The sequence below is a fragment of the [Rhizobium] kunmingense genome (assembly GCF_977018605.1).
The window spans coordinates 915674-937577 of the sequence record NZ_CDRNXG010000002.1 but is presented as its reverse complement, the minus strand read 5'-3'; the positions used below and the strand labels follow the sequence as shown (position 1 = coordinate 937577).

19 protein-coding genes are annotated in these 21904 nt (G+C 61.5%); 15 read left to right on the top strand and 4 right to left on the bottom strand.

Annotation, left to right across the window (positions count from 1 at the left end):
- The first annotated feature begins 25 nt into the window (after positions 1-25).
- The 3 genes from AC0JZ4_RS22865 to AC0JZ4_RS22855 all read left to right on the top strand — a co-directional run bounded on the left by AC0JZ4_RS22865 (position 26) and on the right by AC0JZ4_RS22855 (position 4733).
- Complete coding sequence (locus tag AC0JZ4_RS22865) at positions 26-157, top strand: hypothetical protein (RefSeq protein ID WP_471888761.1); 132 nt, start codon at positions 26-28, stop codon at positions 155-157.
- Between the two features lie 211 nt (positions 158-368).
- A complete protein-coding gene (locus AC0JZ4_RS22860) occupies positions 369-1556 on the top strand; it encodes an efflux RND transporter periplasmic adaptor subunit (RefSeq protein ID WP_471888760.1) in 1188 nt (395 codons plus the stop codon).
- A gap of 12 nt (positions 1557-1568) precedes the next feature.
- The gene (locus AC0JZ4_RS22855; protein WP_471888759.1) at positions 1569-4733 is read left to right on the top strand and encodes an efflux RND transporter permease subunit; all 3165 of its coding nucleotides are present in this window, start codon (positions 1569-1571) and stop codon (positions 4731-4733) included.
- 151 nt (positions 4734-4884) lie between these two features.
- Here AC0JZ4_RS22855 and AC0JZ4_RS22850 read toward each other — a convergent pair whose 3' ends face one another.
- Together AC0JZ4_RS22850 and AC0JZ4_RS22845 are read right to left on the bottom strand one after the other, a co-directional pair.
- Entirely contained in the window at positions 4885-5181 is a 297-nt protein-coding gene (locus AC0JZ4_RS22850; RefSeq protein WP_471888758.1) for a PRC-barrel domain-containing protein, read from the bottom strand.
- A gap of 127 nt (positions 5182-5308) precedes the next feature.
- Positions 5309-5533 (bottom strand): hypothetical protein, encoded by a 225-nt coding sequence (locus tag AC0JZ4_RS22845; RefSeq protein ID WP_471888757.1) that lies wholly within the window; start codon positions 5531-5533, stop codon positions 5309-5311.
- A gap of 532 nt (positions 5534-6065) precedes the next feature.
- Between AC0JZ4_RS22845 and paoA the strand changes: the two genes are divergently transcribed.
- Genes paoA through paoC form a run of 3 tightly spaced genes read left to right on the top strand, consistent with a single transcriptional unit; the run spans position 6066 to position 9862 of the window.
- Positions 6066-6713: an aldehyde dehydrogenase iron-sulfur subunit PaoA gene (paoA, locus tag AC0JZ4_RS22840; RefSeq protein ID WP_471889073.1), complete on the top strand. Its 648-nt coding sequence runs from the start codon at positions 6066-6068 to the stop codon at positions 6711-6713.
- On the top strand, positions 6710-7660 hold the full coding sequence (locus tag AC0JZ4_RS22835; protein ID WP_471888756.1) for an FAD binding domain-containing protein: 951 nt from the start codon (positions 6710-6712) through the stop codon (positions 7658-7660). The genes paoA and AC0JZ4_RS22835 overlap by 4 nt, the downstream gene beginning before the upstream one ends.
- Before the next feature lie 3 nt (positions 7661-7663).
- Positions 7664-9862, top strand: a complete 2199-nt coding sequence (paoC, locus tag AC0JZ4_RS22830) for an aldehyde oxidoreductase molybdenum-binding subunit PaoC (RefSeq protein WP_471888755.1) — start codon at positions 7664-7666, stop codon at positions 9860-9862.
- A 120-nt stretch (positions 9863-9982) separates the two neighbouring features.
- Here paoC and AC0JZ4_RS22825 read toward each other — a convergent pair whose 3' ends face one another.
- On the bottom strand, positions 9983-11461 hold the full coding sequence (locus AC0JZ4_RS22825) for a PQQ-dependent sugar dehydrogenase (protein ID WP_471889072.1): 1479 nt from the start codon (positions 11459-11461) through the stop codon (positions 9983-9985).
- Between the two features lie 40 nt (positions 11462-11501).
- A complete protein-coding gene (locus AC0JZ4_RS22820; RefSeq protein ID WP_471888754.1) occupies positions 11502-11942 on the bottom strand; it encodes a DUF2231 domain-containing protein in 441 nt (146 codons plus the stop codon).
- Positions 11943-12122: 180 nt separating this feature from the next.
- Between AC0JZ4_RS22820 and mdoH the strand changes: the two genes are divergently transcribed.
- From mdoH to AC0JZ4_RS22775, 9 genes are all read left to right on the top strand, one after another.
- A complete protein-coding gene (gene mdoH, locus AC0JZ4_RS22815) occupies positions 12123-14009 on the top strand; it encodes a glucans biosynthesis glucosyltransferase MdoH (RefSeq protein WP_471888753.1) in 1887 nt (628 codons plus the stop codon).
- A complete protein-coding gene (locus AC0JZ4_RS22810; protein ID WP_471888752.1) occupies positions 14006-14983 on the top strand; it encodes a zinc-dependent alcohol dehydrogenase in 978 nt (325 codons plus the stop codon). The genes mdoH and AC0JZ4_RS22810 overlap by 4 nt, the downstream gene beginning before the upstream one ends.
- Before the next feature lie 21 nt (positions 14984-15004).
- Positions 15005-15403 carry a 6-pyruvoyl trahydropterin synthase family protein gene (locus AC0JZ4_RS22805; RefSeq protein ID WP_471888751.1) on the top strand — a complete coding sequence of 133 codons (399 nt, stop codon included), beginning with the start codon at positions 15005-15007 and terminating at the stop codon, positions 15401-15403.
- Positions 15404-15425: 22 nt separating this feature from the next.
- The gene (locus tag AC0JZ4_RS22800) at positions 15426-16463 is read left to right on the top strand and encodes a glycosyltransferase family 4 protein (RefSeq protein WP_471888750.1); all 1038 of its coding nucleotides are present in this window, start codon (positions 15426-15428) and stop codon (positions 16461-16463) included.
- The gene (locus AC0JZ4_RS22795) at positions 16460-17245 is read left to right on the top strand and encodes a class I SAM-dependent methyltransferase (RefSeq protein ID WP_471888749.1); all 786 of its coding nucleotides are present in this window, start codon (positions 16460-16462) and stop codon (positions 17243-17245) included. Before AC0JZ4_RS22800 ends, AC0JZ4_RS22795 begins: the two co-directional genes overlap by 4 nt.
- 108 nt (positions 17246-17353) lie before the next feature.
- Complete coding sequence (gene coxB / locus AC0JZ4_RS22790; RefSeq protein ID WP_471888748.1) at positions 17354-18370, top strand: cytochrome c oxidase subunit II; 1017 nt, start codon at positions 17354-17356, stop codon at positions 18368-18370.
- Entirely contained in the window at positions 18370-20883 is a 2514-nt protein-coding gene (ctaD, locus tag AC0JZ4_RS22785; RefSeq protein WP_471888747.1) for a cytochrome c oxidase subunit I, read from the top strand. Before coxB ends, ctaD begins: the two co-directional genes overlap by 1 nt.
- The gene (locus AC0JZ4_RS22780) at positions 20880-21263 is read left to right on the top strand and encodes a hypothetical protein (RefSeq protein ID WP_471888746.1); all 384 of its coding nucleotides are present in this window, start codon (positions 20880-20882) and stop codon (positions 21261-21263) included. The genes ctaD and AC0JZ4_RS22780 overlap by 4 nt, the downstream gene beginning before the upstream one ends.
- Positions 21260-21901, top strand: coding sequence for a cytochrome c oxidase assembly protein (locus AC0JZ4_RS22775; RefSeq protein WP_471888745.1), 642 nt, complete (start codon positions 21260-21262; stop codon positions 21899-21901). The genes AC0JZ4_RS22780 and AC0JZ4_RS22775 overlap by 4 nt, the downstream gene beginning before the upstream one ends.
- Positions 21902-21904: the final 3 nt, after the last annotated feature.

Genomic DNA, 21904 nt, shown 5'->3' with positions numbered 1-21904 from the left:
AACATTCGGCATCGGAGCGCGCAACATGGACTATCGCTACCTGGATTTCCTCAACAACGCGGCAATCGGCGTTCTCGTCGTCATCATCCTTGCGTTCTATGTCTACCTGACACTTGAAGGCCTGCGCAGTGGCGGTGCTGACGATCGGCACGGCTGATATTCCGGCTCCAGACACGGCGGCGACGGCCCGCGTGCAACAAAGCGCAACAATATTGCAAAGCTGGCGCAACGGGCGTGCTCTAGACCTCAGTGCATGGCTCGCGACCGCTCAGGCGATCAGGCACCCACAGACGGTGCTGCGAGTTTGGCTTCGTGAAAATTAGCCCCTGTTTGATCCGGTACGAAAAGGCACGCCGATGCGATGCAAGATGATCAGTGCATTCGGTTGCACCAAGGACAATTTCCATCCCAGGCGAACGGGAGCGCTTTTAGCCGTTGCGTTCCTGCTGGCCGCCTGCACCGGCGACACGGAAGATCAGGCCGGTGCCGAAGCGCCTTTGAGGCGCGTAAACGTCGTCCAGCCGCAGACCGCAGAGATAACGAGATACCTTTACCAGGCCGGCACGGCCGAGGCTCTGGAGAGTGTCGAATTGACTGCACGCGTCCCCGGATATCTGAAATCCATCGATTACAGGGACGGTTCCGAGGTCAAGGCCGGGCAGCCTCTCTTTCTGATCGAACCAGATCAGTATGAAGCCCAGATGCAGCAGGCCAGGGCGGCCGTCGAACAAGCGCAAGCCGGTCTCGACAATGCTCAGCTGCAGCTGTCGCGGCAGGAGGAGCTCCTGCGCTCCTCGACCACGACCCAGGCGAACGTCGACAATGCCCGATCGAGCCGCAATGAGGCGAGGGCACAGCTCGATTCAGCCAGAGCTTCGCTCAAGGAGGCGGAGATCAATCTCGCCTACACGCGCATTCTGGCCCCGTTCGACGGCTTCGTCACCGCACACCAGGTGGATGTGGGCGCATTGGTCGGAAGCGGCGGCCCCACGGCACTGGCGACCATCGTCAAGCTCGATCCCATCCATGTCACCTTCTCGATTTCCGACACCGATATGCTGCGGTTACGCAAGCAGGCCCGTGTTCGTGGCCTGACCGCGCAGGATCTTGGCAAGATCTCGGTCGAAGCCGCAACCGCGGCGGATGACGGTTTTCCCTATCGCGGCAGGCTCGACTACATCGCGCCGCAAACCGATGCGGGAACGGGAACGCTTTCGGTTCGCGCGATCTTCGACAACGAGAGCCGCGACATCGTCCCCAATCTTTTCTTGCGACTTCGCATTCCCGCCGGCCGCGTTCCGGACGCCGTTCTCGTGCCGCCAACCTCGATCGGCACCGACCAGCAGGGGCGCTACATCCTGGCGGTCAACGATCAGGGCTATGTCGAGCGGCGTTCGGTTACGCTTCTCGAGCGCAGCGTTGCCTTGCAGCAGGTCGAGGGGGACGTGAGCGCCACCGACTGGATCGTGACGAACGCCGCTTCCGGTGTCCGGGCCGGAGAACAGGTCGAGAAGAACCCCGCGTCTGGCAATGACGCTGCGCCAGCCGCCAAATGATCGGGTGATTTCATGTTTTCACGTTTCTTCATCGAACGGCCGGTGTTGGCCAATGTCATCGCGCTCTTGACGATTCTGATCGGGATACTTGCGTTTCTGCGGCTTCCCATCGCGCAATATCCAGACATCGTGCCGCCGACCGTCCAGGTCCAGGCCCGCTATCCGGGAGCGAGCGCCAAGACCCTCATGGACACTGTGGCGCTGCCGATCGAGCAGCAGGTGAACGGCGTGCCGGGCATGCTTTACATGCAGTCGAACAGCGCCAGCGACGGCTCGTACTCGCTCACGGTGACGTTCGATATCGGAACCGATCCAGACGAAGCGCAGATCCTGGTGCAGAACCGCGTCGATGCGGCGAACGCGCAACTGCCAAGCTCGGTGCAGTCCCAGGGTGTCACTGTGCGTAAGCGGTCGACCTCGATCCTGGCCTTCGTGACGCTTGATGCTGCCGATCCAAGCTACGGCAGTCTCTTTCTTGCCAACTATGCGACGATCAACCTGAAAGATGAGATTGCGCGGGTACCGGGCGTCGGTGACGTGACGGTCTATGGCGCCGGCGATTATGCGATGCGCATCTGGCTCGATGCCGACCGGCTGCAGGCAAGGGGACTGAAACCATCCGATGTGGTCAGCGCTGTCCAATCTCAGAGCCAGACCGTATCGGGCGGTCAGATCGGCATGCCACCGGTGAGTTCCGGCCAGGCGTTCCAGACGCCGATCGAGATTTCCGGGCGCCTCGATCAGGTGGAGCAATTCGAGGACGTGATCCTCAAGACCGATACGGAGACCGGCGCGATCACCGCATTGCGTGATGTCGCCCGCGTCGAACTCGGCTCCAGATCCTACGGCCAGGTATTCCGGGTCAACGGCAAAGCCTCGGCATCGCTTGCAATCAGCCAGTTGCCGGAAGCCAATGCGCTGGATGTCGCACAGGCCGTCGATAGCCGCATGAGCGAGCTGGCGAAGGCCTTCCCGCAGGGCCTGAGCTACTCGGTGCCGTTCAACACCACCGCGTTTGTCAACGCTGCCGTTCAATCCGTCTACATGACCCTGATCGAGGCCTGTGTCATCGTTCTCGTCGTCATCCTCCTGTTTCTGCAGGACTGGCGGGCCATGCTCGTGCCGGCGACGACGGTGCCGGTGACACTGGTCGGTGCGTTCGCGGCCATGGCGATGCTCGGGTTTTCAATCAACATGTCGACGCTGTTCGCGCTGGTGCTGGCCATCGGCATCGTCGTCGACGACGCGATCGTCATCGTCGAGGGGGCGGCGCGCCACATGTCCGATGGCCTCAAAGGGCCGCAGGCCGCCGAAAAGGCGATGGACGAACTGTTCGGCCCCATTATCGGCATCACGCTGGTTCTGGTCGCCGTGTTTTTGCCAGCCGCATTCCTGCCCGGGCTCACCGGCAAGCTCTACCAGCAATTCGCCCTGGTGATCGCCGCGACCGCCATCATCAGCGCGATCAATGCAATCACGCTGAAGCCGGTCCAGGCGGCGCTGTGGATGCGGCCGATCAAGCCGGTCGGCGAGCGCAACGTCATCTTCCGCTGGTTCGACCGAGGCTTCACCCGGCTGGAAGACGGATATACCGCATTCCTCGGCTGGCTCATGCACTTTCGCTACATGGTCGCAGCCTTCACCGCGGTGATCGTGGCACTGGCTTTCGTCGGCCTGTCGAAAGTGCCGACAGGGTTTCTGCCGCTGGAGGACCAGGGGTATCTCGTGGCCTCGGTCCAGCTGCCGCCCGGTGCATCGATCGAGCGCACCGACCGGTCATTGAAACAGGTACAGGAACGGCTGAAAGACCAGCCGGGGATCGACAACGTCATTACCGTGGCGGGTGTTTCGCTGCTCGACAACAATGCGCCGCTTCCCAGCGCTGGCCTCGCCTATATCGTGCTGAAGCCTTGGAACGAGCGCGGACCGTCGGAAAATCTGCTACCGATCTATCAGTCGATTTCAAAGAGGCTGGCCGATCTGGACGACGGAATGGCTATCGCGGTTCCGCCGCCCTCCATCCAGGGCATCGGCAACACGGCCGGCTTCAGCATGATCGTCGGACTGACCGACGGCAGCGGTGACTTCAACCGGCTGGCCGAGATTGCCAATGGTGTCGCCGGCGAGGCGATGAAGGATCCGGCGCTCCGGGGCGTTCAAGTTAATGCCAACTTCAACACGCCGCAGCTCGCCATCAATGTCGACCGGATAAAGGCTGCCACACTGGGTGTTGCCGTCGGTGACGTGTTCAACAGCCTCTCCGGCTATCTGGGCTCAGCCTATGTCAACCAGTTCACCAGGTTCGGAAAGACATTCCAGGTCTATGTCCAGGCGGAAGGTTCCTATCGCAGCGTCGCCGAGGGGATCGACCGCCTTAAGGTTCCGAACGCGGCGGGTTCCCTTGTGCCGATCAAGAGCATTGTCGACGTGTCCGAGACCGTCGGTCCTTCGCTGATCTCGCTCTACAACATGCGTCCGGCGACTGCGATTGCCGGCCGGCCTCAAGCCGATATCAGTTCCGGCGACGCCATGCGGATCATGGAGACGGCGGCGGCTAAGGTGCTTCCGATGGGGGCGACGACCGACTGGACGGCGATTTCCTATCAGGAAAAGCTCGCTGGAAACCAGATCTACATCGCTTTCGGTCTCGCACTGGTGCTCGTCTATTTCGTGCTCGCCGGCCAATACGAAAGCTGGCTCGGACCGATGCCGGTGATCCTTTCCGTGCCATTGGCATTGGCAGGTACCGTTGCGATGCTTCTGGCGCTCGGCCTGCAGAACACGCTCTATACCCAGATCGGGCTGGTTCTTTTGGTCGCCTTGGCAGCCAAGAATGCAATCCTGATCGTAGAGTTCGCCCGCGAACTCAGGATCAAGGAGAACAAATCGCTACTGGATTCCGCCGTCATTGCAGGCAAGCTGCGTTTCCGGCCGATCCTGATGACATCGATCGCCTTTATCGCCGGGATGATACCGCTGGTTCTGGCCAGCGGTGCCGGTGCCAGCGCGAGCAAGTCGATCGGCATTTCCGTCGTTAGCGGCATGCTGATTTCGACCGTCCTTTCAATCTTCGTCGTACCCGCGCTCTACATGATCTTTAGGGCTGTCGAAGAGCGATGGAAGCCAGTGGATGAGGCAAAATCGGCGGCCCGCCATGAGAATCCGAAGAGTTGCTAGAAGCGCCAAAGCAGCAGCGGTTGCCACTCGTAATCATCGGCGCAGCCGGCATGCAAAGACCCGATCCAAGCTGGTGGGTCCAATATGTCGGGGCAGCGAACCCGGATGGATCCGCTGCCTCGATCGCCGGTCTCGGACGCTCTACCGCCATCTAGTGGCGGTGCTCGGGCATCTGCTTGAGCTGGTCCTTCGTCCAGGCCGTGACGGCATGCACATCGCCGTCCTCGTCGCGCATGAATTCCAGATCGGTCAACGGTACGGCGACGGGCTTGGCACCAATGCCGAGAAATCCGCCGACATCGATGATCGCGCTGCTGCCTGCACCGGATCCGTGGATATGATCGACCTTGCCGACCTTGTGATCATCAGCGCCGTAAATCGTGGCGCCTTCCAAGATTGTCGGCGTCAGTTCCGTCGTGCTCAGGCGAACATGATTGGTGTGGTCCATGATGTCTCCTCCTTGCAGTTATCTGCGAGGAGGAAACCGGGGAGCATCGCTTTTGTTCCTGCCGCCTGCCATTCACGCAAACCCAGCCACGCAAACCATGAAATCGTAACGACGCCGCGATCATGCGTCAGATGTGCCGCAGTTCGCCAAGGCTGCGGTGCGCGGCCATCGCCTGGCGCATCGCGGGCATCGTGTCGTTTCCTTCCCGGAACAGGTTGATCACGATAGCCGCCGCCAGTTCGGCTTCCGGGCTGCCCTTGGCAACATTCGCAAGAGCTATCCACTCGGTCAGGGCTGTCTCGACAATGTCGAGCTCGGTCGGTCCGAACGTGGTTTCGAAGAATTTTTTCATATGGTGCGCCTGTGACAATCGCGGCGGGATGTGGGGCGGCGGTCACCGTCAGTCAAGAGAGTGTCGAGGCCCACAGCATGTCGGCCGCGTCTCACGGGAGGTGTCAGACCTCTCCGGCGCGACCGACTTCGATCGGAATTCGGGAAAGGGCGGCTTACGGTCGTTAATCCGGCCCGCGGAAATTCATGATGGTGCACTTACTTTTTCGCTTACGACATTGTGAACCGGCGCCGGCGCAGTCTCGAAAGTACCTGATTAACGCATACGGCGATAACCAGCACGATCGATTGCTTCGAAAAAGCGATGAGAACCCAGTGCGTTGAATGGTCAGGGGCAGCATTTCAAATGCAGGCGGGGCGTTCGCGTTCTAGCACTCATGACTGACGAGTATAAGTGTATTCGTTTTTTCTGGGGTAGTTCGGCTGTGTGACGGCACTAGCTCGACGAGTCTCGAATGGAACCGGTCCGCCGGTTGGAGATTGACCCGTTTGATCGCCGCAACTTGCGGGATCGCCGAAACAATGGAGCCGATATGCAAAGCTCAAACGTCCTTGATATATCACGGAGGGATCTCATGGTCGGTACTGCCGCCATTTCCGTCGCTGCCTCAACATTGGCAGCTAACGCCCAGATACAGTCCGGCCCTTCTGCTATCGATGGCGGCCGTCATGCAAGCGAGATCGCTTTCACCGTCAATGGCATTCCCCGCCAACTGACCGTCGATAACCGAACGACCTTGCTCGACGCGCTGCGCGAACAGCTGGCGCTCACCGGTACAAAAAAAGGTTGCGACCATGGTCAATGCGGAGCTTGCACCGTGATGGTCGATGGGCGCCGCATCAACTCCTGCCTGACACTTGCCGTCATGCATCAGGATGACGAAATCACCACGATCGAGGGCCTTGGCACGACTTCGAACATGCATCCGATGCAAGCCGCCTTCGTCAAGCATGACGGCTTCCAGTGCGGCTATTGCACGCCGGGACAAATCTGTTCCTCCGTTGCCGTGCTTGAGGAAATCAGCGCCGGCATCCCAAGTCACGTCACAGATGACCTAACGGCACCGACGGTTGTATCGGATATGGAATTGCGCGAGCGCATGAGCGGCAATATCTGTCGATGCGGGGCCTATCCCAACATCGTTGCCGCAATCAACGAAGTTGCAGGGAGGCCCGCATGAGAGAGTTCACCTATGAGCGCGCCACCTCGGCGCAATCTGCTGCAGTCGCGGCGTCGCAGAACGGCAATGCCAAGTTCATTGCGGGCGGTACCAATCTGCTCGATCTGATGAAGCTGGAAATCGAGACGCCGACCCACCTGATCGACGTCAACGGCCTCGGCCTCGACACGATCCAGGCGACGGACGAGGGCGGCCTTCGGGTCGGGGCGCTGGTGCGCAACACCGATCTGGCGGCAGACGAACGCGTGCGTCGTGATTACGGTCTTCTCACGAGGGCGCTCGTGGCCGGGGCTTCGGGCCAGTTGCGCAACAAGGCCACGACGGCGGGAAATCTCCTGCAGCGTACGCGCTGTCCCTATTTCTACGACACGAACCAGCCCTGCAACAAGCGCCAGCCGGGCAGTGGCTGCTCTGCGATCGGCGGCGTTACGCGCCAGCTAGGCATCGTCGGCGTGAGCGACCAGTGTATCGCCACCCATCCGAGCGACATGGCGGTCGCCATGCGTGCTCTCGATGCGGCGGTCGAAACGGTAAAGGCGGACGGTGCAACACGCTCCATCCCCATTGCCGATTTCCACCGGTTGCCCGGCGACACGCCGCATGTGGAGACGGCGCTGGACCAGGGAGAAATCATTACCGCCGTTACGCTGCCGGCACCCGTGGTCGGACGACACGTCTATCGCAAGGTGCGTGACCGTGCCTCATACGCCTTCGCGCTGGTCTCGGTGGCGGCCATCATACGGGAGGACGGTACCGGCCGCGTGGCGCTCGGCGGCGTTGCCCACAAACCATGGCGCGTGGAAGCCGCCGAGGCCGAGTTGCCGAGAGGGGCAGCTGCGGTGATGGACCGCGTACTCGCGGGTGCCCGCACCACCGAAGAAAACGAATTCAAGGTGACCCTGGCCGAGCGCACGCTCGCGGGCATCCTCGAAGACACGAAGGGATAAGCCATGCTGTTCGATACACCAGCAAAAGAAAATCCGATCGACCAGTTGAAGGTCGTCGGTCAGGCGATCACCCGCATCGACGGTCCGCGCAAGGTCACGGGTACCGCAACCTATGCCTACGAATGGCAAGATGCGAGCCTGAATGCCGCCTATGGATACCCGGTTGGCGCCGCCATCGCCAAGGGACGGATTTCGTCGATGGACGTGCAGGCAGCACAAAGGGCGCCCGGCGTACTTGCGGTGGTGACTGCCGAGAGTGCGGGAAAGCTTGGCAAAGGCAGCTTGAACACTGCCGTCCTGTTCGGCGGGCCGGAGATCCAGCACTATCATCAGGCCATTGCCGTCGTGGTGGCCGAGAGTTTCGAGCAGGCCCGAGCCGCCGCGCAGTTGATCAAGGTCGATTACGTCGAAGCTCCCGGTTCGTTCGATTTGTCTGCAGAGACGGAAGCTGCCGTGAAGCCCGAAAGCGGCGACCCGGATAGCGCCGCCGGTGATTTTTCGCCCGCTTTCGAGGCGGCCGCAGTCAAACTGGACGAGCGCTACACGACCCCCGACCAGTCCCACGCGATGATGGAACCCCACGCCTCGCTTGCGGTGTGGAATAACGACGAGCTGACGCTGTGGACCTCGAACCAGATGATCGCCTGGAACAGGACACAGCTGGCCACCACGCTTGGCATCGATGAAGACAAGATCCACATCATGTCTCCCTTCATCGGCGGTGGTTTCGGATCGAAACTCTTCCTGCGATCCGATGCGCTTCTCGCAGCACTTGGCGCCAGGGCCGCCGGTCGGCCGGTCAAGCTGGCGCTGCCGCGTCCGTTCCTGATGAACAACACGACGCATCGCCCCGCCACCATCCAGCGCATTCGAATCGGGGCAGGCGAGGATGGAAGGATCACGGCTATCGGTCATGAAAGCTGGTCCGGCGATCTGCCCGGTGGCGGTGTCGAGGCCGCCGTGCAACAGACACGGTTTCTCTATGCGGGCCAGCATCGCATGACGGCGATGCGACTTGCGACGCTCGACTTGCCGGAGGGCAATGCCATGCGCGCACCGGGAGAAGCACCGGGTCTGATGGCGCTCGAAATCGCCATGGACGAGATGGCGGAGAAACTGAACATCGACCCTGTAGAGTTCCGCATTCTCAACGATACCCAGGTCGATCCGGAAAACCCGGAGAAGCAGTTCTCGCAGCGCCAGCTCGTCGAGTGCCTGCGGGTCGGATCGGAACGGTTCGGCTGGCAGAACCGCAATCCAAATCCCGGCAGCGTCCGTGACGGGCGCTGGCTGATCGGCATGGGGGTTGCTTCGGCATTCCGCAACAATCTCGTCATGAAATCCGGCGCGCGCGTCCGTCTCGACCGGCAGGGCGTTGTGACGGTCGAGACGGACATGACCGATATCGGCACCGGCAGCTATACGATCATCGCGCAGACGGCTGCCGAGATGATGGGCCTGCCAATCGAAAAGGTAGCGGTCAATCTCGGTGACACACGCTTTCCGGTCTCTGCCGGTTCGGGCGGGCAATGGGGTGCAAACAGCTCAACCGCCGGCGTTTACGCCGCCTGTGTAGCATTGCGTGAGGCCGTATCCCAAAAGGTCGGCTTCAACTCCGCCGACGTCACGTTTGCCGATGGTGAAATCCGATCGGGCAACCGGTCCATCCCGCTTGCCGAAGCGGCGGGCGAGGACGGCCTCATCGCCGAGGACACGATCGAATACGGCGACATCTCGGAGGAGAAGCAGCAATCGACCTTCGGCGCCCATTTCGTCGAGGTCGGCATTGATGCCTATACGGCGGAGATTCGTGTCCGCCGCATGCTCGCGGTGGCGGCCGCTGGCCGGATTCTCAATCCGATCACGGCACGCAGCCAGATGATCGGCGCAATGACGATGGGTGTTGGCGGCGCCTTCATGGAGGAACTGGCGGTCGACAAGCGCAGAGGGTTCTTCGTCAATCACGACCTTGCAGGCTACGAGGTGCCCGTTCATGCGGATATCCATGATCAGGATGTGATCTTTCTGGACGAGACCGACCCCTATTCTTCGCCGATGAAGGCGAAGGGCGTCGGAGAGTTGGGCCTCTGCGGCGTTGCCGCAGCGCTTGCCAACGCTGTCCACAACGCAACCGGCGTGCGTGTCCGCAACTATCCGGTGACCCTGGACAAGATCATCAACGGGTTGCCGCGGACTTCATAATCAAAAGACGGGGCGCAGTGCTTTGACACTGCGCCCCGTCGAAAAACTCCATCAAGATTTCAGGCGCCTGGCTCACTTACTCTCAGATTGAGCTGGCTGGCATTAGCGACCAAGGGATGCTCAGGGACCGGTTGCGGGTGCGACTTGCATCGGCGCCGGCTGCGACCCGTCCGGTTCGGCGGAGAGCGGTTCCTGTCCTGCGGGGCGATCCTGCGTCGTGGTGTCTACGCCTGGCTGTCCGTTTCGAACATCCGTCAGGGTGGGCAATCCGGTGCTGTTGCGGTCAGTGCCCACAGGTTGCGAGACCGTGTTTCCATCGGAGGAAGATATACGCCAGACGGTGTTGCCAGCGTCGTCGGCGACAAGGAGAGCACCTGTGCCATCGATACCAAGGCCGACGGGTCGCCCGCGGGCCTGTTCTCCATCAAGAAAACCGGTAACGACATCCTGCGTCTTGCCTGACGGTTTGCCGTTCTCGAACGGGATATAGACCACCTTGTAGCCGTTGAAGCTGTCACGGTTCCAACTGCCGCGATTGCCGACAAATGCACCGTTCGCGAAAGCCTGCGGCATGGCCGAGCCAGCGGTGAAGGCCATGCCCAACGCCGCCACATGGCTCGATAGCGCATAATCGGGCTTGATTGCCTTTTCCACCATGTCGGGGCGCGGGGGATGAACGCGGGGATCCACATGGTTGCCGTAATAGCTCCACGGCCAACCATAGAAGCCGCCATCCTTCACGGATGTCATATAGTCCGGCACGAGGTCGGGCCCGAGTTCGTCGCGCTCGTTGACCACGGTCCACAACTCGCCGGTCTCGGGATGAAAGGTCAGCCCGTTGGGATTGCGCAGGCCGGAGGCGAATACACGCGCGGCGCCTGTTTGCCGGTCCACCTGCCAGATGGCGGCCCGGCCTTTTTCGGCCTCCAGTCCGTTTTCGGCAGCGTTCGAATTCGAGCCGACTGAGACGTAGAGCATGCGGCCATCCGGGCTGAGCGCCAAATCCTTGGTCCAGTGATGGTTCAACGGACCGCCGGGCAATGGCGTCAGGGTTCTCGGCGCCTCACTGATCTGGTTCTGGCCGAGTTCGTAAGGGTAGGCGAGAACGGCGCTCGCGGATGCCACATAGAGCGTATTGTCCACCCAGGCGAGGCCGAACGGAGAATCGAGGTTGGTGAGAAGGTCGTGACGTTCGTCTACCTCGCCGTCGCGATTGGTGTCGCGCAGCAGGGTAATGAGATTGGTCTCCTTTTGCTCGCCACTATCGCCCGCTGCCATCGACATGATCCAGCCGCGAATGAAATCCTTCGGACGGCTCAGTGGCTTTCCCTCCGGTGCCTTGGATTGCACAACCAGCACATCGCCATTGGGCAGTGTGTGGACGGTACGCGGATTGGCAAGATCCCTCGCATAGGCCGTCACTCTGAGGCCTTCCGGTACAGCCGGCGTTTCGCCATCCTGCCAGCCGACGACCGGCGCCACCTTAAGATCCGGCAGCAGTTCCTGCTGCGGTTCCGGCAAGACCGGATCGGGGCCGATCTGCTGGGATGTATCAAACCCGCCGCTTTGCGCCATTGCGGAGCCTGCAAACCCGGCCATCAGGGCTATGATGGAAACGCTTTTGACGAACGACTTCATTTCAGACCCTCCAGGCCAGTCTTGCGTATTTGCGGGCGGACACAATCGCAGCGAATACTGCGAGCACGAATGTCGCGGCCGAGATCGTCAGGCCGAACGGAATGACCGCCGTCCAGCCGTCGCGGGCATGAACGAAGCTGTTGACGAAAGCGAGCAGAAGGATCGCGACATAGAGCAGGATGGCCAAAAAGCCGGGCCGAAGTGGCCGGGTGCGTCGACGGAGGAAATCTATAACGCCGGCCAACAGGCCGATTGCACCGAACACCAGCCCGGCAAAAAGCAACCACGACGCAAAGGTAAGCCAGATAAGGTTGCCATCACTCTGCCAATAGGCGATGTCAGCCACGAGTGTGAGGGTGAAGCAGACGAGCGGGAACGGGACAAACAGCGATTGCAAAGGATACGCAGCAGCATCCCGATTGGTCGAGGAGAAAATAGCCATCCGTCACTCCATGGCACAGGCGAGAATTTTATCGTCAACCGGAGAAGCTGGTGATTTGTTCCCGAACGGCGCGGATCACCCATAAGTGAGGGCCGGCGAAGCGGGCGTACGATCTCCAGCCTTGCTGAACGTCAAGACAAGCCTATTTTCTTCTGTCAGCCACACCGAAAGTATATCTGAATGGATCTGCATGAATGCCGCCAGGAACCGGGGACCATCAAAACACAGGGTGGTCGCGGCGCAGAGGGTTCCGTCGGCGGTAGGATGGCAGTGGAAGAGATCCCGGCTGGTTATGCGGGCCTTCCAGTCGGGTATCGTCGCGCAATCGTTCTCGTATTGAACATCGTAACGATCGCCGCGCTCGGTACGGGCCTGTACCGGATGCTGTCAGCCGGCGGCATCGATGTTTCCGAGGCGGTCATGCTGCTTGGATTTCTGCTGGCGATGCCGTGGACGGTGCTGGGCTTCTGGAATGCGATCCTTGGCGTGCTCCTTCTGCACGGACCGGGAGAACCGGCGCGCAGTGTCTATCCGTTTTACGGGGAGGGTAGGGTCGGGTCGCTTTCATCCCGCACCGCGCTCACCCTGTTCTTGAGAAACGAAGATCCGTCGGCCGCATTCGAGCGGCTGGACGCAATGGCCGCGAGCCTGAGGTCGACGGGGTTTGACGATCATTTCCGGTTCTTCATTCTGAGCGATACGTCACGCGATGATGTGGCGGAACAGGAGATCGACGCATTCCGCCGGTTTTCCGATCGACAGGACGTGCCGCTTGCGTCGCGCCCCATCTATCGGCGCCGGCCGCTGAACACGGGCTACAAGGCCGGCAACGTGCATGATTTCCTCGATGCGCATGGAGACGCTTACGACTTCTTCCTGCCGCTCGATTCCGACAGCGTGATGTCCGGCGATACGATCGTTCGTCTCGTTGCCGCCATGGAGCAGAGGCCCGAAATCGGCGTTCTGCAATCGCTGGTCGTCGGCATGCCAGCAAAAAGCGGGTTCGCCCGCATGTTCCAGTTCGGCATGCGGCATGGAATGCGTGCATTCACCATGGGATCGGCCTGGTGGAATGCGGACTGCGGCCCGTACTGGGGGCATAATGCGATCATTCGGACGCAGGCATTCCGTGAGCATTGCCGCCTCCCGGAGCTGCCTGGCGCGCCGCCACTCGGCGGACCGGTGCTGAGCCACGATCAGCTGGAGGCGGCGTATATGCGCCGTGGCGGCTACGAGGTGCGCGTGCTGCCGATCGAGACCCAAAGCTATGAGGCCAACCCGCCGACATTTCCGGATTTCGCCAAGCGTGATCTGCGCTGGTGCCAGGGCAACATGCAATACTGGCGGTTTCTGTTTCAAAGGGGGCTGTTGCCGATCAGCCGCTTCCAGATCCTTCAGGCCATTCTGATGTATGTCGCACCACCGGCCTGGATCGCGGCGACCTTTGCTGCGGCGTGGCGGGCAAGCTCGACAGGCTTCGATCCTGCCTATCTGCAGCTGGGCCTGATGCTGTTTGCCGTCATTTTCCTGATGTCGATCACACCAAAACTTGCAGGCATGCTGGACGTCTGTCTGACCAGGCATGCGGTGCGCCGTTATGGCGGCCCGTTGCGTTTCGGAATTTCGGCCTTCGTCGAAGTCTTCGCCTCGATGCTGATGGCGCCGATCATCGCCGTCTATGTCTCGACCTTTCTCCTCGGCCTGCCGTTCGGACGTTGCGTAACGTGGAGCGGCCAGAACCGTGACGGGCTCGGCGTCTCCTTCCCCTCGGCGCTGCGCAGCATGGGGTTGCAGACGGTTATCGGTCTGACCCTTGCCGGCTTTCTCCTGATGGGCGCCGGACCGATCGCCGTTTTCTGGACGCTGCCGATGATCGCCGGCCTATGCCTGTCCATTCCCTTCACCATGTTGACGGCATCCGAATGGTTCAGCCGATGGACAACGAGGCTCGGTCTTTTCGCGATCCCGGAGGAGGGCCGCATGCCGCGAATATTGAGCCCGATCGTGCCACATTCGGCGCGACGCTGGCGGCGTCCGATCCATAAACTCGTCAGGGCCGATATATGACCCGGTCTCATGCACTTTGGCTGACGGATAAGGGACATGCCGAACTGCGATCGGCGGAGCTTGCCAATGCCGGCGCGGACGAACTTCTGGTCGAAAGCCTCTACGGCTCAATCAGCCGGGGGACCGAGAGGCTGGTCGCACAGGGCTGCGTTCCGAAGGAAGAAGAGCAGACCATGCGTGCACCGCTGCAGGAAGGGGAATTTCCCTTCCCCGTCAAGTATGGCTACGCGGTCGTGGGGCAGGTAAAGGCGGCATCGGGCCTGACGGCGGGCAAGACCGTCTTCTGCCTGCATCCGCATCAGGATATTTTCCTCATCCCCTCCCATATGGCAATTCCTGTGCCCGAAGGGGTACCAGCTGCGCGCGCTGTCCTTGCGGCCAATATGGAAACGGCGCTGAACGGGATCTGGGATGCGCGTATCCTGCCGGGAGACCGGGTGGCGGTGGTCGGCGGCGGGCTAGTCGGGTCTCTCGTCTCCTATCTGGCCGCCAAGATCCCCGGTACGCAGGTCACGATGGTCGATATCAATGCTGCCCGCGCCGAACTCGCCATGGCCCTCGGCTGTCGGTTCGCGACAGTTGAAGAGGCTGAGGCCGCCGCTGCGGAAAGCGATGTCGTCATTCACACCTCGGGCGCTTCGGAAGGCTTGGTGACGGCCATCGCACTCGCCGGTTTCGAGGCCAGGATCGTCGAGATGTCGTGGTTCGGCGAGGGGACATCTGCCGTCCCCTTGGGCGGACGCTTTCACAGCAAACGGCTGTCGATCGTCGGCTCGCAGGTCGGGCACGTGCCGGCATCACATCGCGCCCGCTGGCCGCTGTCGCGGCGCCTGCAGACCGCACTCCATCTTCTAGCCGATGAACGCCTCGACATCCTCGTTTCGGGCGAGACCGCTTTCGATGACCTGGCGGCGCGCTACATGGACATCCTGTCGGACCCGGACACGCTATGCCACCGGATTCGCTATCGTTAAACTGAAAGGACCAGATCGAATATGTTTGCTGTTGAAGTGCGTGACCACATGATGATCGCCCACAGCCTGCCGCGCGAGGTTTTCGGACCGGCGCAGGGGATGCATGGCGCCACGTTCGTGGTCGATGCGGCCTTCATGACGGAAGATGTCGATGAGAATGGGCTCGGTGTCGATATCGGCCTTGCGACAGAGATCCTGAAGGCGGCAGTCGCACCGCTCAACTATCAGAATCTTGATGAGCTGGAGGTCTTTCGCGGCAAGGTCACGACGACCGAGGTGCTGGCCAAGCACGTGTTCGACGATCTTCGCAGGCGTATCCTGGCAGGAGAGCTTGGACCGGGCGGCACGCGCATTTGCCGGCTGAAAATCACCCTGCATGAAAGCCATGTGGCGCGCGCCTGGTACGAGGCGGCGATCTGAAGTGGAGAAGCAGAGGAAGCACTTGGTCTTTGCTATTCCGGGCGACATTCAGACCCGCAGTGGCGGCTATGGCTATGACCGTGAGATGATTGCGGCTCTCTATTCACTCGGCTGGACGGTCGCGCATCTGCGTTTGCCGAGCGGCTTTCCCATGCCGAGTTCTGCAGATCTCAAGGCAACAGCGGCGCAACTCGACGCCCTGCCGGATGAAAGCCTCGTCCTTGTCGATGGCCTGGCGTTCGGCGCCATGCCGGACATCGCACATCGCGAGACCCGCCGATTAAGGCTCGTCGCTCTCGTTCATCATCCGCTGGCGATGGAAACGGGGCTGACGGAACAGGAGGCCGCAAGACTGCGCGACAGCGAGGTTGCGGCATTGGCTGCTGCGCGTGGTATCGTGGTGACGAGCCCGGAGACGGCGCGGCTGCTTGAGACGGATTTCGCGGTGGCGAAGGAGGATGTCTTCATCGCCATGCCCGGAACGGCGCGAGGTAAAAAGGCCGCGGGGTCTGCCTCTGGCGAGCCGCCGATGATCCTCGCCGTCGGTTCCCTGACGCCGCGCAAGGATCACCGAACGCTGGTTTCGGCGCTCGCACAAATAGCCGATCGGCCATGGCGGTGCCGTATCGTCGGCAGCGACCGGATGGATGCCGCATGTGCAGACGCGTTACGCCGGCATGTAGAACACGCCGGCCTGGTCGACCGGATCGAGATTACCGGTGTGGTGGAGGACCTTTCGGCGGAATATGATCGGGCCGACATTTTTGCTCTGGCCAGCCGGTACGAGGGATTCGGCATGGTGTTTGCGGAGGCGATGGTACGCGGATTGCCGATTGTCGGATGTCGCGGCGGTGCGGTACCGGATCTGGTGCCTGAGGCGGCGGGGATGCTTGTTGCACCAGGCGATGTCGAAGGGTTCTCGACGGCTCTTGCGAGGCTGCTCGACGATCCGCAGGTGCGGCGAGATCATGCTGACGGATCGTTCAAGGCCGGCCTTGCACTGCCCGATTGGCCGGCGAGTGCCGCCATCCTTTCCGATTATCTGGAGCGCATACTATGACCGGCTTCGAAGTGCGATGGCTCGATCTGCGCGAGAGGCCCGATCAAGCGGCGCGGGATGCCGGACTGAAGGCGCGGGCGGTCGACTATCTGCAGGCAGGAGGCGATGCACGTGTTGTCGATCTGGGTTGCGGCACCGGTTCGACCTTCCGGGATATGCTGCCGCATTCGGACAGCTGGCAATGGCTTCTGGTCGACAACGATCCCGCGCTTCTGGCCGAAGCGATGGCCCGGCACGGATCTTCGGGGCGGATCGAATGCCTGGAAACGGATCTCGCCCATCTTGCAGGTGAGCTGTTTGACGGTTCACGCATGGTGACGGCGTCGGCGCTTTTCGATCTCGTCTCCGAGGCGTTTCTGACCCAACTCGTTTCGGTTTTGGCCGCAGAAAAGGTCGGCCTCTATTGCGCACTGAACTATGACGGCAACTGCGAATGGGATGTTCCTTTGCCCATGGACCGCGCGATCATTGCTGCCTTCAATGCCCATCAGCGCGGCGACAAGGGGTTTGGCGCAGCGCTCGGGCCATCCGCGGGGCAGGTGTTGCAGACCCTGCTGCGGCAGAAGGATTTCGCCGTGTTCTCCGCCTCTAGCCCATGGAAGCTCGGCCCCCGTGAGGCAGAGCTGCAGAGGCAACTCATAGACGGGATGGCAAAGGCCGTCGGTGAAACGGGGAGCCTCGAGGTTTCTGCAATCGAGGATTGGCGCCGCAGCCGCATCGCCCTGATAGGCGACGCACGCTGCGAGGTTGGGCATTGGGATCTTCTGGCTCTTCCAAAATAAAACTGAGCCGACCGGAACCAAGCGCCGCCGGGGTCGTTTGGCCTTGAATGACCGGATACCGGTCATAACGGTATCGCAGAGGGGCGGTTCTGGATGAGGGATGAGCGCTTGACCGGCGGATGTCGGCCAACAGGATCGAAGACATATACTTCGCGGCTCTGTCCCAGCTTCATCGTTCCGTTCGTCTCCGCTCTCGCATCCTGTTCCGGAAACCATTCAGCACTCGACCCGGCCGGGCCGGAGGCGGCAAATGTCGCGCAGCTTTTCTTCGTCATGCTTATCGGCGGGACTGTCATCTGGATCGGGCTTGTGGGCGCCCTCGTTTACGCTGCGCGCAAGACACGGGCGCATAGCGAGGAGAACGCCGGCCGTGTCATTCTGTGGGGTGGCGCGATCATCCCGACCGTCATTCTTTTCGCGCTTCTCTCCTATGGCATGTGGCTGATGCCGGCGATCCGGCCATGGGTGCCGGACGACCAGCCGGTGCGGCGCATCGAAGTGACCGGAGAACAGTTCTGGTGGCGGGTGCGCTATCTGGACGAGGCGGGTGGTGTGATGTTCGAAACCGCCAACGAGGTGCGCATTCCGGTCGGCGAACCGGCGCATTTCTCGCTCAAGGCAGCAGACGTCATTCATTCCTTCTGGGTGCCGTCGCTCGGCGGCAAGATGGACATGATCCCCGGCCGCACCAATCCGCTGACGCTGACAGCCGACAGGGAAGGGACCTATCGCGGCGTCTGCGCCGAGTTCTGCGGCGAATCCCACGCATTGATGGCCTTTACCGTGCGCGCCGTAACGCCCGCAGAACACGAGGCGTGGCTTGCCGAACGCATGGCCTTGCCACCGAATGATGCGGAAGGGCTGGCCGTCTTCATCAACAACGGCTGCGGCGCCTGCCACGCCATTTCCGGCACGGCCGCAAATGGCCGCATCGGGCCGGACCTCACGGCTTTCGGCGAACGAGCTACACTTGCCGCCGGATCATTGCCGCATACGGCCGAGGATATCGCCCGCTTCGTGGCTTATCCCGGCGCCGTTAAGCCGGGTGTAAAGATGCCGCATTTCGGCATGCTGCCCGACGAGGACATCAAGAAGATTGCGGTATTTCTGAAGGAGCTCAAGTAATGGTGGAGCTCGGCAATTTTTCGCCCGAAGAGCGGGCAGCGCAGGAAGAGCGGCTTCGCAAGGTCTGGAAAACACCGAGCGGCTGGCGCTACTGGACCTCGGTCAACAATAGCGAGATCGGCCTCTGGTATGGCGTGACAGCCTTCGCCTTCATGCTGTTTGCCGGCCTGCTGGGCCTGCTCATGCGCGCGCAGCTCTCGGTGCCCAACAACGATCTCATCTCCGCCGACCTGTTCAACCAGGCCTTCACCCTGCATGGCACGGTGATGATGTTCCTCTTCGCGGTGCCGATCTTCGAGGCCATCGCGATCTTCCTTCTGCCCTCCATGCTCGGGGCCCGCGAACTTCCGTTCCCGAGGCTTTCCGCCTTCGGCTACTGGAGCTTTCTGCTCGGCGGCATTTTCGTCTGCGGCTCGATCTTCTTCAATGCGGCGCCCAATGCCGGCTGGTTCATGTATCCGCCACTCGCCACCGACAAGGAATATGCCGGAATCGGCGCCGATATCTGGCTGCTCGGCCTCTCCTTCATCGAGGTGGCCTCGATCGCCGCCGCCGTGGAGATCATCGTCGGCATCATGAAATGCCGCGCGCCGGGCATGCGCATCAACATGATGCCGATGTTCGCCTGGTATCTCTTGATCGTCGCCGGCATGATTCTCTTCGCCTTCCCGCCGCTGATCGCCGGCGACATCCTGTTCGAGATGGAACGGATGTTCGACTGGCCGTTCTTCGATGTCTCGCGCGGCGGCGATCCGCTTCTATGGCAGCACCTGTTCTGGATCTTCGGCCACCCGGAAGTCTACATCATCTTCCTGCCGGCGATCGCGCTGATGGCGATGATCGTGCCGACCTTCTCGCAGCGGCCGATCGTCGGCTATTCATGGATCGTGCTTGCCGCCGTCGGCACCGGCTTCCTCAGTTTCGGCCTGTGGGTACACCACATGTTCACCACCGGCCTGCCGCAGATCTCGCTCGCCTTCTTCTCGGCGGCATCAGAAGCGGTGGCGATCCCGACCGGGGTGCAAATCTTCGTCTTCATCGCCACGATGCTGGCGGGCAGGGTAATATTTTCGGTGCCGATGCTGTTCGGTGCAGGGGGGCTCGCGATCTTCACCATCGGCGGGTTGACCGGCGTCATGGTGGCACTCGCCCCCTTCGACTGGCAGGCGCATGACACCTATTTCATCGTCGCCCATCTTCATTACGTGATCATCGGCGGGATGTTCTTCCCGATCGTCGCCGGCATCTATTATTACTTCCCCTTCGTCACCGGAAAGAGGCTTTCCGATGCCTGGGGCAAGGTGGCCTTCTGGCTGATGTTCGTCGGCTTCAACGTCGGCTTTTTCCCCATGCATTTTTCCGGCCTGCGCGGTATGCCGCGGCGCGTCTTCACCTATCCGGAGGATTTCGGCTGGGACCTGTTCAACATGATTTCGACAATCGGCGCCTTCGTCTTCGCCGCCGGTGTCGCAACCTTCGTCATCGACATTTTCCGCCCCAAGCCTAAGCCGGAGGCGCGCAATCTCAACCCCTGGAATGCCGGCACTCTGGAATGGACCAACGATCCTGCCGAGAGCTGGGGCATGCGCTCGGTGCCGATCATCACCAGCCGCTATCCGCTGTGGGAACAACCGAACCTGCAGGCCGATATCGAGGCAGGGCGTTACTATCTGCCGGACGCGAAATCGGGCAAACGCGAGACTCTCGTCACCTCCGTGCTCGACGCCGAGCCGATCCAGTGTCTTAGGGTCGGAGGCGTCTCCTACGTGCCGATGGTCGCCGCATTGGCGCTCGGCGGCGTGTTCATCGCGCTGACCTTCCACTGGTGGGTGCCGACACTTATCTGCGCCATCATAACCTTCATCGCGATCATGGTCTGGCTATGGACCGGCACAGCGCAGGTCCCGGAGGCGGAAGAGGTGGATGTCGGACTGGGACGGAAATTGCCGGTCTATGTGTCCGGTCCGGCCTCGGTCGGCTGGTGGGCGATGTTCATCACCATGGTCGGCGACGGCACCGCCTTCGCCAGCCTGATCTTCGGCTATTTCTTCTACTGGACGGTGCATGACGATTTCACCGCCGGTGCGGCCGGTCCCGGCCCACTGTGGCCGATGGCGGCGCTCACCCTGTTCGTCATCGCGTGGCTTCTGACGATCGCGGCCCGGGAATTGAACGGAAAAGGGCCGGCGGGCTGCCGCATCGCACTCGTTGCCGGCATGTTCGTCACCATCGCCGCCTGTCTCGCTGGGCTTGCCGGCCCCTATTTCTACGGCATGGATCCGACCATCAACGTCTATCCCGCAACCGTCTGGATCATCGCCATCTGGACGGTCACCCATGGTGCTGTCGGGGTGATCATGCAGGCCTATTGCCTTGTCGGAAGCCTGACGGGCCGTGTCACGGCGGCGTATGATCAGGATATCCGCAATGTGGCGCTATACTGGCATTTCATGGCCTTTACCGCCGTCGTCACCTTCGCGGTGCTGGGCCTGTTTCCGATGGTAAGCACATGAAGAGCGTCATTCCGCGCGAGGTGGAAAGCCTCTGGACCCTGTTCACCGCCCCGACCGTCTGGGCGATCCATTTCGTCGGCTGCTATGCGACAGTCGCGGTCTACTGCGCCAAGGCGACATCCCTCGATTTTAGTTTCAACACGGTGCGGCTGGCGCTCGGCGGGTTCACCATCGTGGCGCTCGCAGCCATCGTTCTTTCTGCCTGGCTCGCCTGGCGTCAATGGGGATTCGGCTCCGGCGATCCGCCGCATGACGAGCCGACCCGGAGGGATCGTACACTGTTTCAGGGCTTTGCCACGCTTCTTCTTTCCGGTCTCAGTTTCGTCGCCGTTGTCTATGTGGCGATCCCTCTGATCTTCATCGCGGAGTGCCAGCGATGAAGCGAGCATCGTTCGTTCTCGGCATCATCTTGCTTGCGGCGCTCTGGGGAATGCTTCTGCCCTTTGCCGACCGGGCCTCGTTCACCATCCACATGATCGCGCACATGGGTGTGGTTGCCGGAGCGGCACCGCTCATCGCCATCGGTGTTTCGGGCACACGCTTTGACATCCCGGCGCGCTGGGCATGGTTCTCGCCGATCGTCGCCTCGCTTGCGGAACTCATTGCCGTATGGGTCTGGCACATTCCGGCCCTTCGGGCGCTGTCGGAAAACTCTCCGCCGATGGCCGCGATCGAGCAACTCACCTTTCTCGCGGCAGGTCTGGCGCTGTGGCTCTCCTGTCTCGGCGGGCTTGAAACGGGCAGGGATGGTCGGCGCATCGCCGGTGCCGTCGGCCTGCTGTTCACCTCAATGCACATGACGCTGCTCGGTGCACTTCTGGCGCTCTCGCCGCGGGTGCTTTACGGCGAAGGCGAGGTGAGCTGCTTCGGCATTCCGCTCAGCGCTGTCGTTGATCAGCAGACGGGCGGTGTCATCATGCTTCTGGTGGGAGCGGCCGTCTATCTCGCCGGCGGCGTATCCCTTCTGGCCACGACGCTGAATTCCGGCATTCCCGAAGCATCGCGCAGGAGAGGCTGATGA

What these genes read in the sequence shown, in the direction of transcription:
- AC0JZ4_RS22865 (WP_471888761.1), top strand. Translation starts at nt 26, where the DNA reads ATGGACTATCGCTACCTGGATTTCCTCAACAACGCGGCAATCGGCGTT.
- AC0JZ4_RS22860 (WP_471888760.1), top strand. Translation starts at nt 369, where the DNA reads ATGATCAGTGCATTCGGTTGCACCAAGGACAATTTCCATCCCAGGCGA.
- AC0JZ4_RS22855 (WP_471888759.1), top strand. Translation starts at nt 1,569, where the DNA reads ATGTTTTCACGTTTCTTCATCGAACGGCCGGTGTTGGCCAATGTCATC.
- AC0JZ4_RS22850 (WP_471888758.1), bottom strand. Translation starts at nt 5,181, where the DNA reads ATGGACCACACCAATCATGTTCGCCTGAGCACGACGGAACTGACGCCG.
- AC0JZ4_RS22845 (WP_471888757.1), bottom strand. Translation starts at nt 5,533, where the DNA reads ATGAAAAAATTCTTCGAAACCACGTTCGGACCGACCGAGCTCGACATT.
- paoA (WP_471889073.1), top strand. Translation starts at nt 6,066, where the DNA reads ATGCAAAGCTCAAACGTCCTTGATATATCACGGAGGGATCTCATGGTC.
- AC0JZ4_RS22835 (WP_471888756.1), top strand. Translation starts at nt 6,710, where the DNA reads ATGAGAGAGTTCACCTATGAGCGCGCCACCTCGGCGCAATCTGCTGCA.
- paoC (WP_471888755.1), top strand. Translation starts at nt 7,664, where the DNA reads ATGCTGTTCGATACACCAGCAAAAGAAAATCCGATCGACCAGTTGAAG.
- AC0JZ4_RS22825 (WP_471889072.1), bottom strand. Translation starts at nt 11,461, where the DNA reads ATGGCCGGGTTTGCAGGCTCCGCAATGGCGCAAAGCGGCGGGTTTGAT.
- AC0JZ4_RS22820 (WP_471888754.1), bottom strand. Translation starts at nt 11,942, where the DNA reads ATGGCTATTTTCTCCTCGACCAATCGGGATGCTGCTGCGTATCCTTTG.
- mdoH (WP_471888753.1), top strand. Translation starts at nt 12,123, where the DNA reads ATGGATCTGCATGAATGCCGCCAGGAACCGGGGACCATCAAAACACAG.
- AC0JZ4_RS22810 (WP_471888752.1), top strand. Translation starts at nt 14,006, where the DNA reads ATGACCCGGTCTCATGCACTTTGGCTGACGGATAAGGGACATGCCGAA.
- AC0JZ4_RS22805 (WP_471888751.1), top strand. Translation starts at nt 15,005, where the DNA reads ATGTTTGCTGTTGAAGTGCGTGACCACATGATGATCGCCCACAGCCTG.
- AC0JZ4_RS22795 (WP_471888749.1), top strand. Translation starts at nt 16,460, where the DNA reads ATGACCGGCTTCGAAGTGCGATGGCTCGATCTGCGCGAGAGGCCCGAT.
- ctaD (WP_471888747.1), top strand. Translation starts at nt 18,370, where the DNA reads ATGGTGGAGCTCGGCAATTTTTCGCCCGAAGAGCGGGCAGCGCAGGAA.
- AC0JZ4_RS22780 (WP_471888746.1), top strand. Translation starts at nt 20,880, where the DNA reads ATGAAGAGCGTCATTCCGCGCGAGGTGGAAAGCCTCTGGACCCTGTTC.
- AC0JZ4_RS22775 (WP_471888745.1), top strand. Translation starts at nt 21,260, where the DNA reads ATGAAGCGAGCATCGTTCGTTCTCGGCATCATCTTGCTTGCGGCGCTC.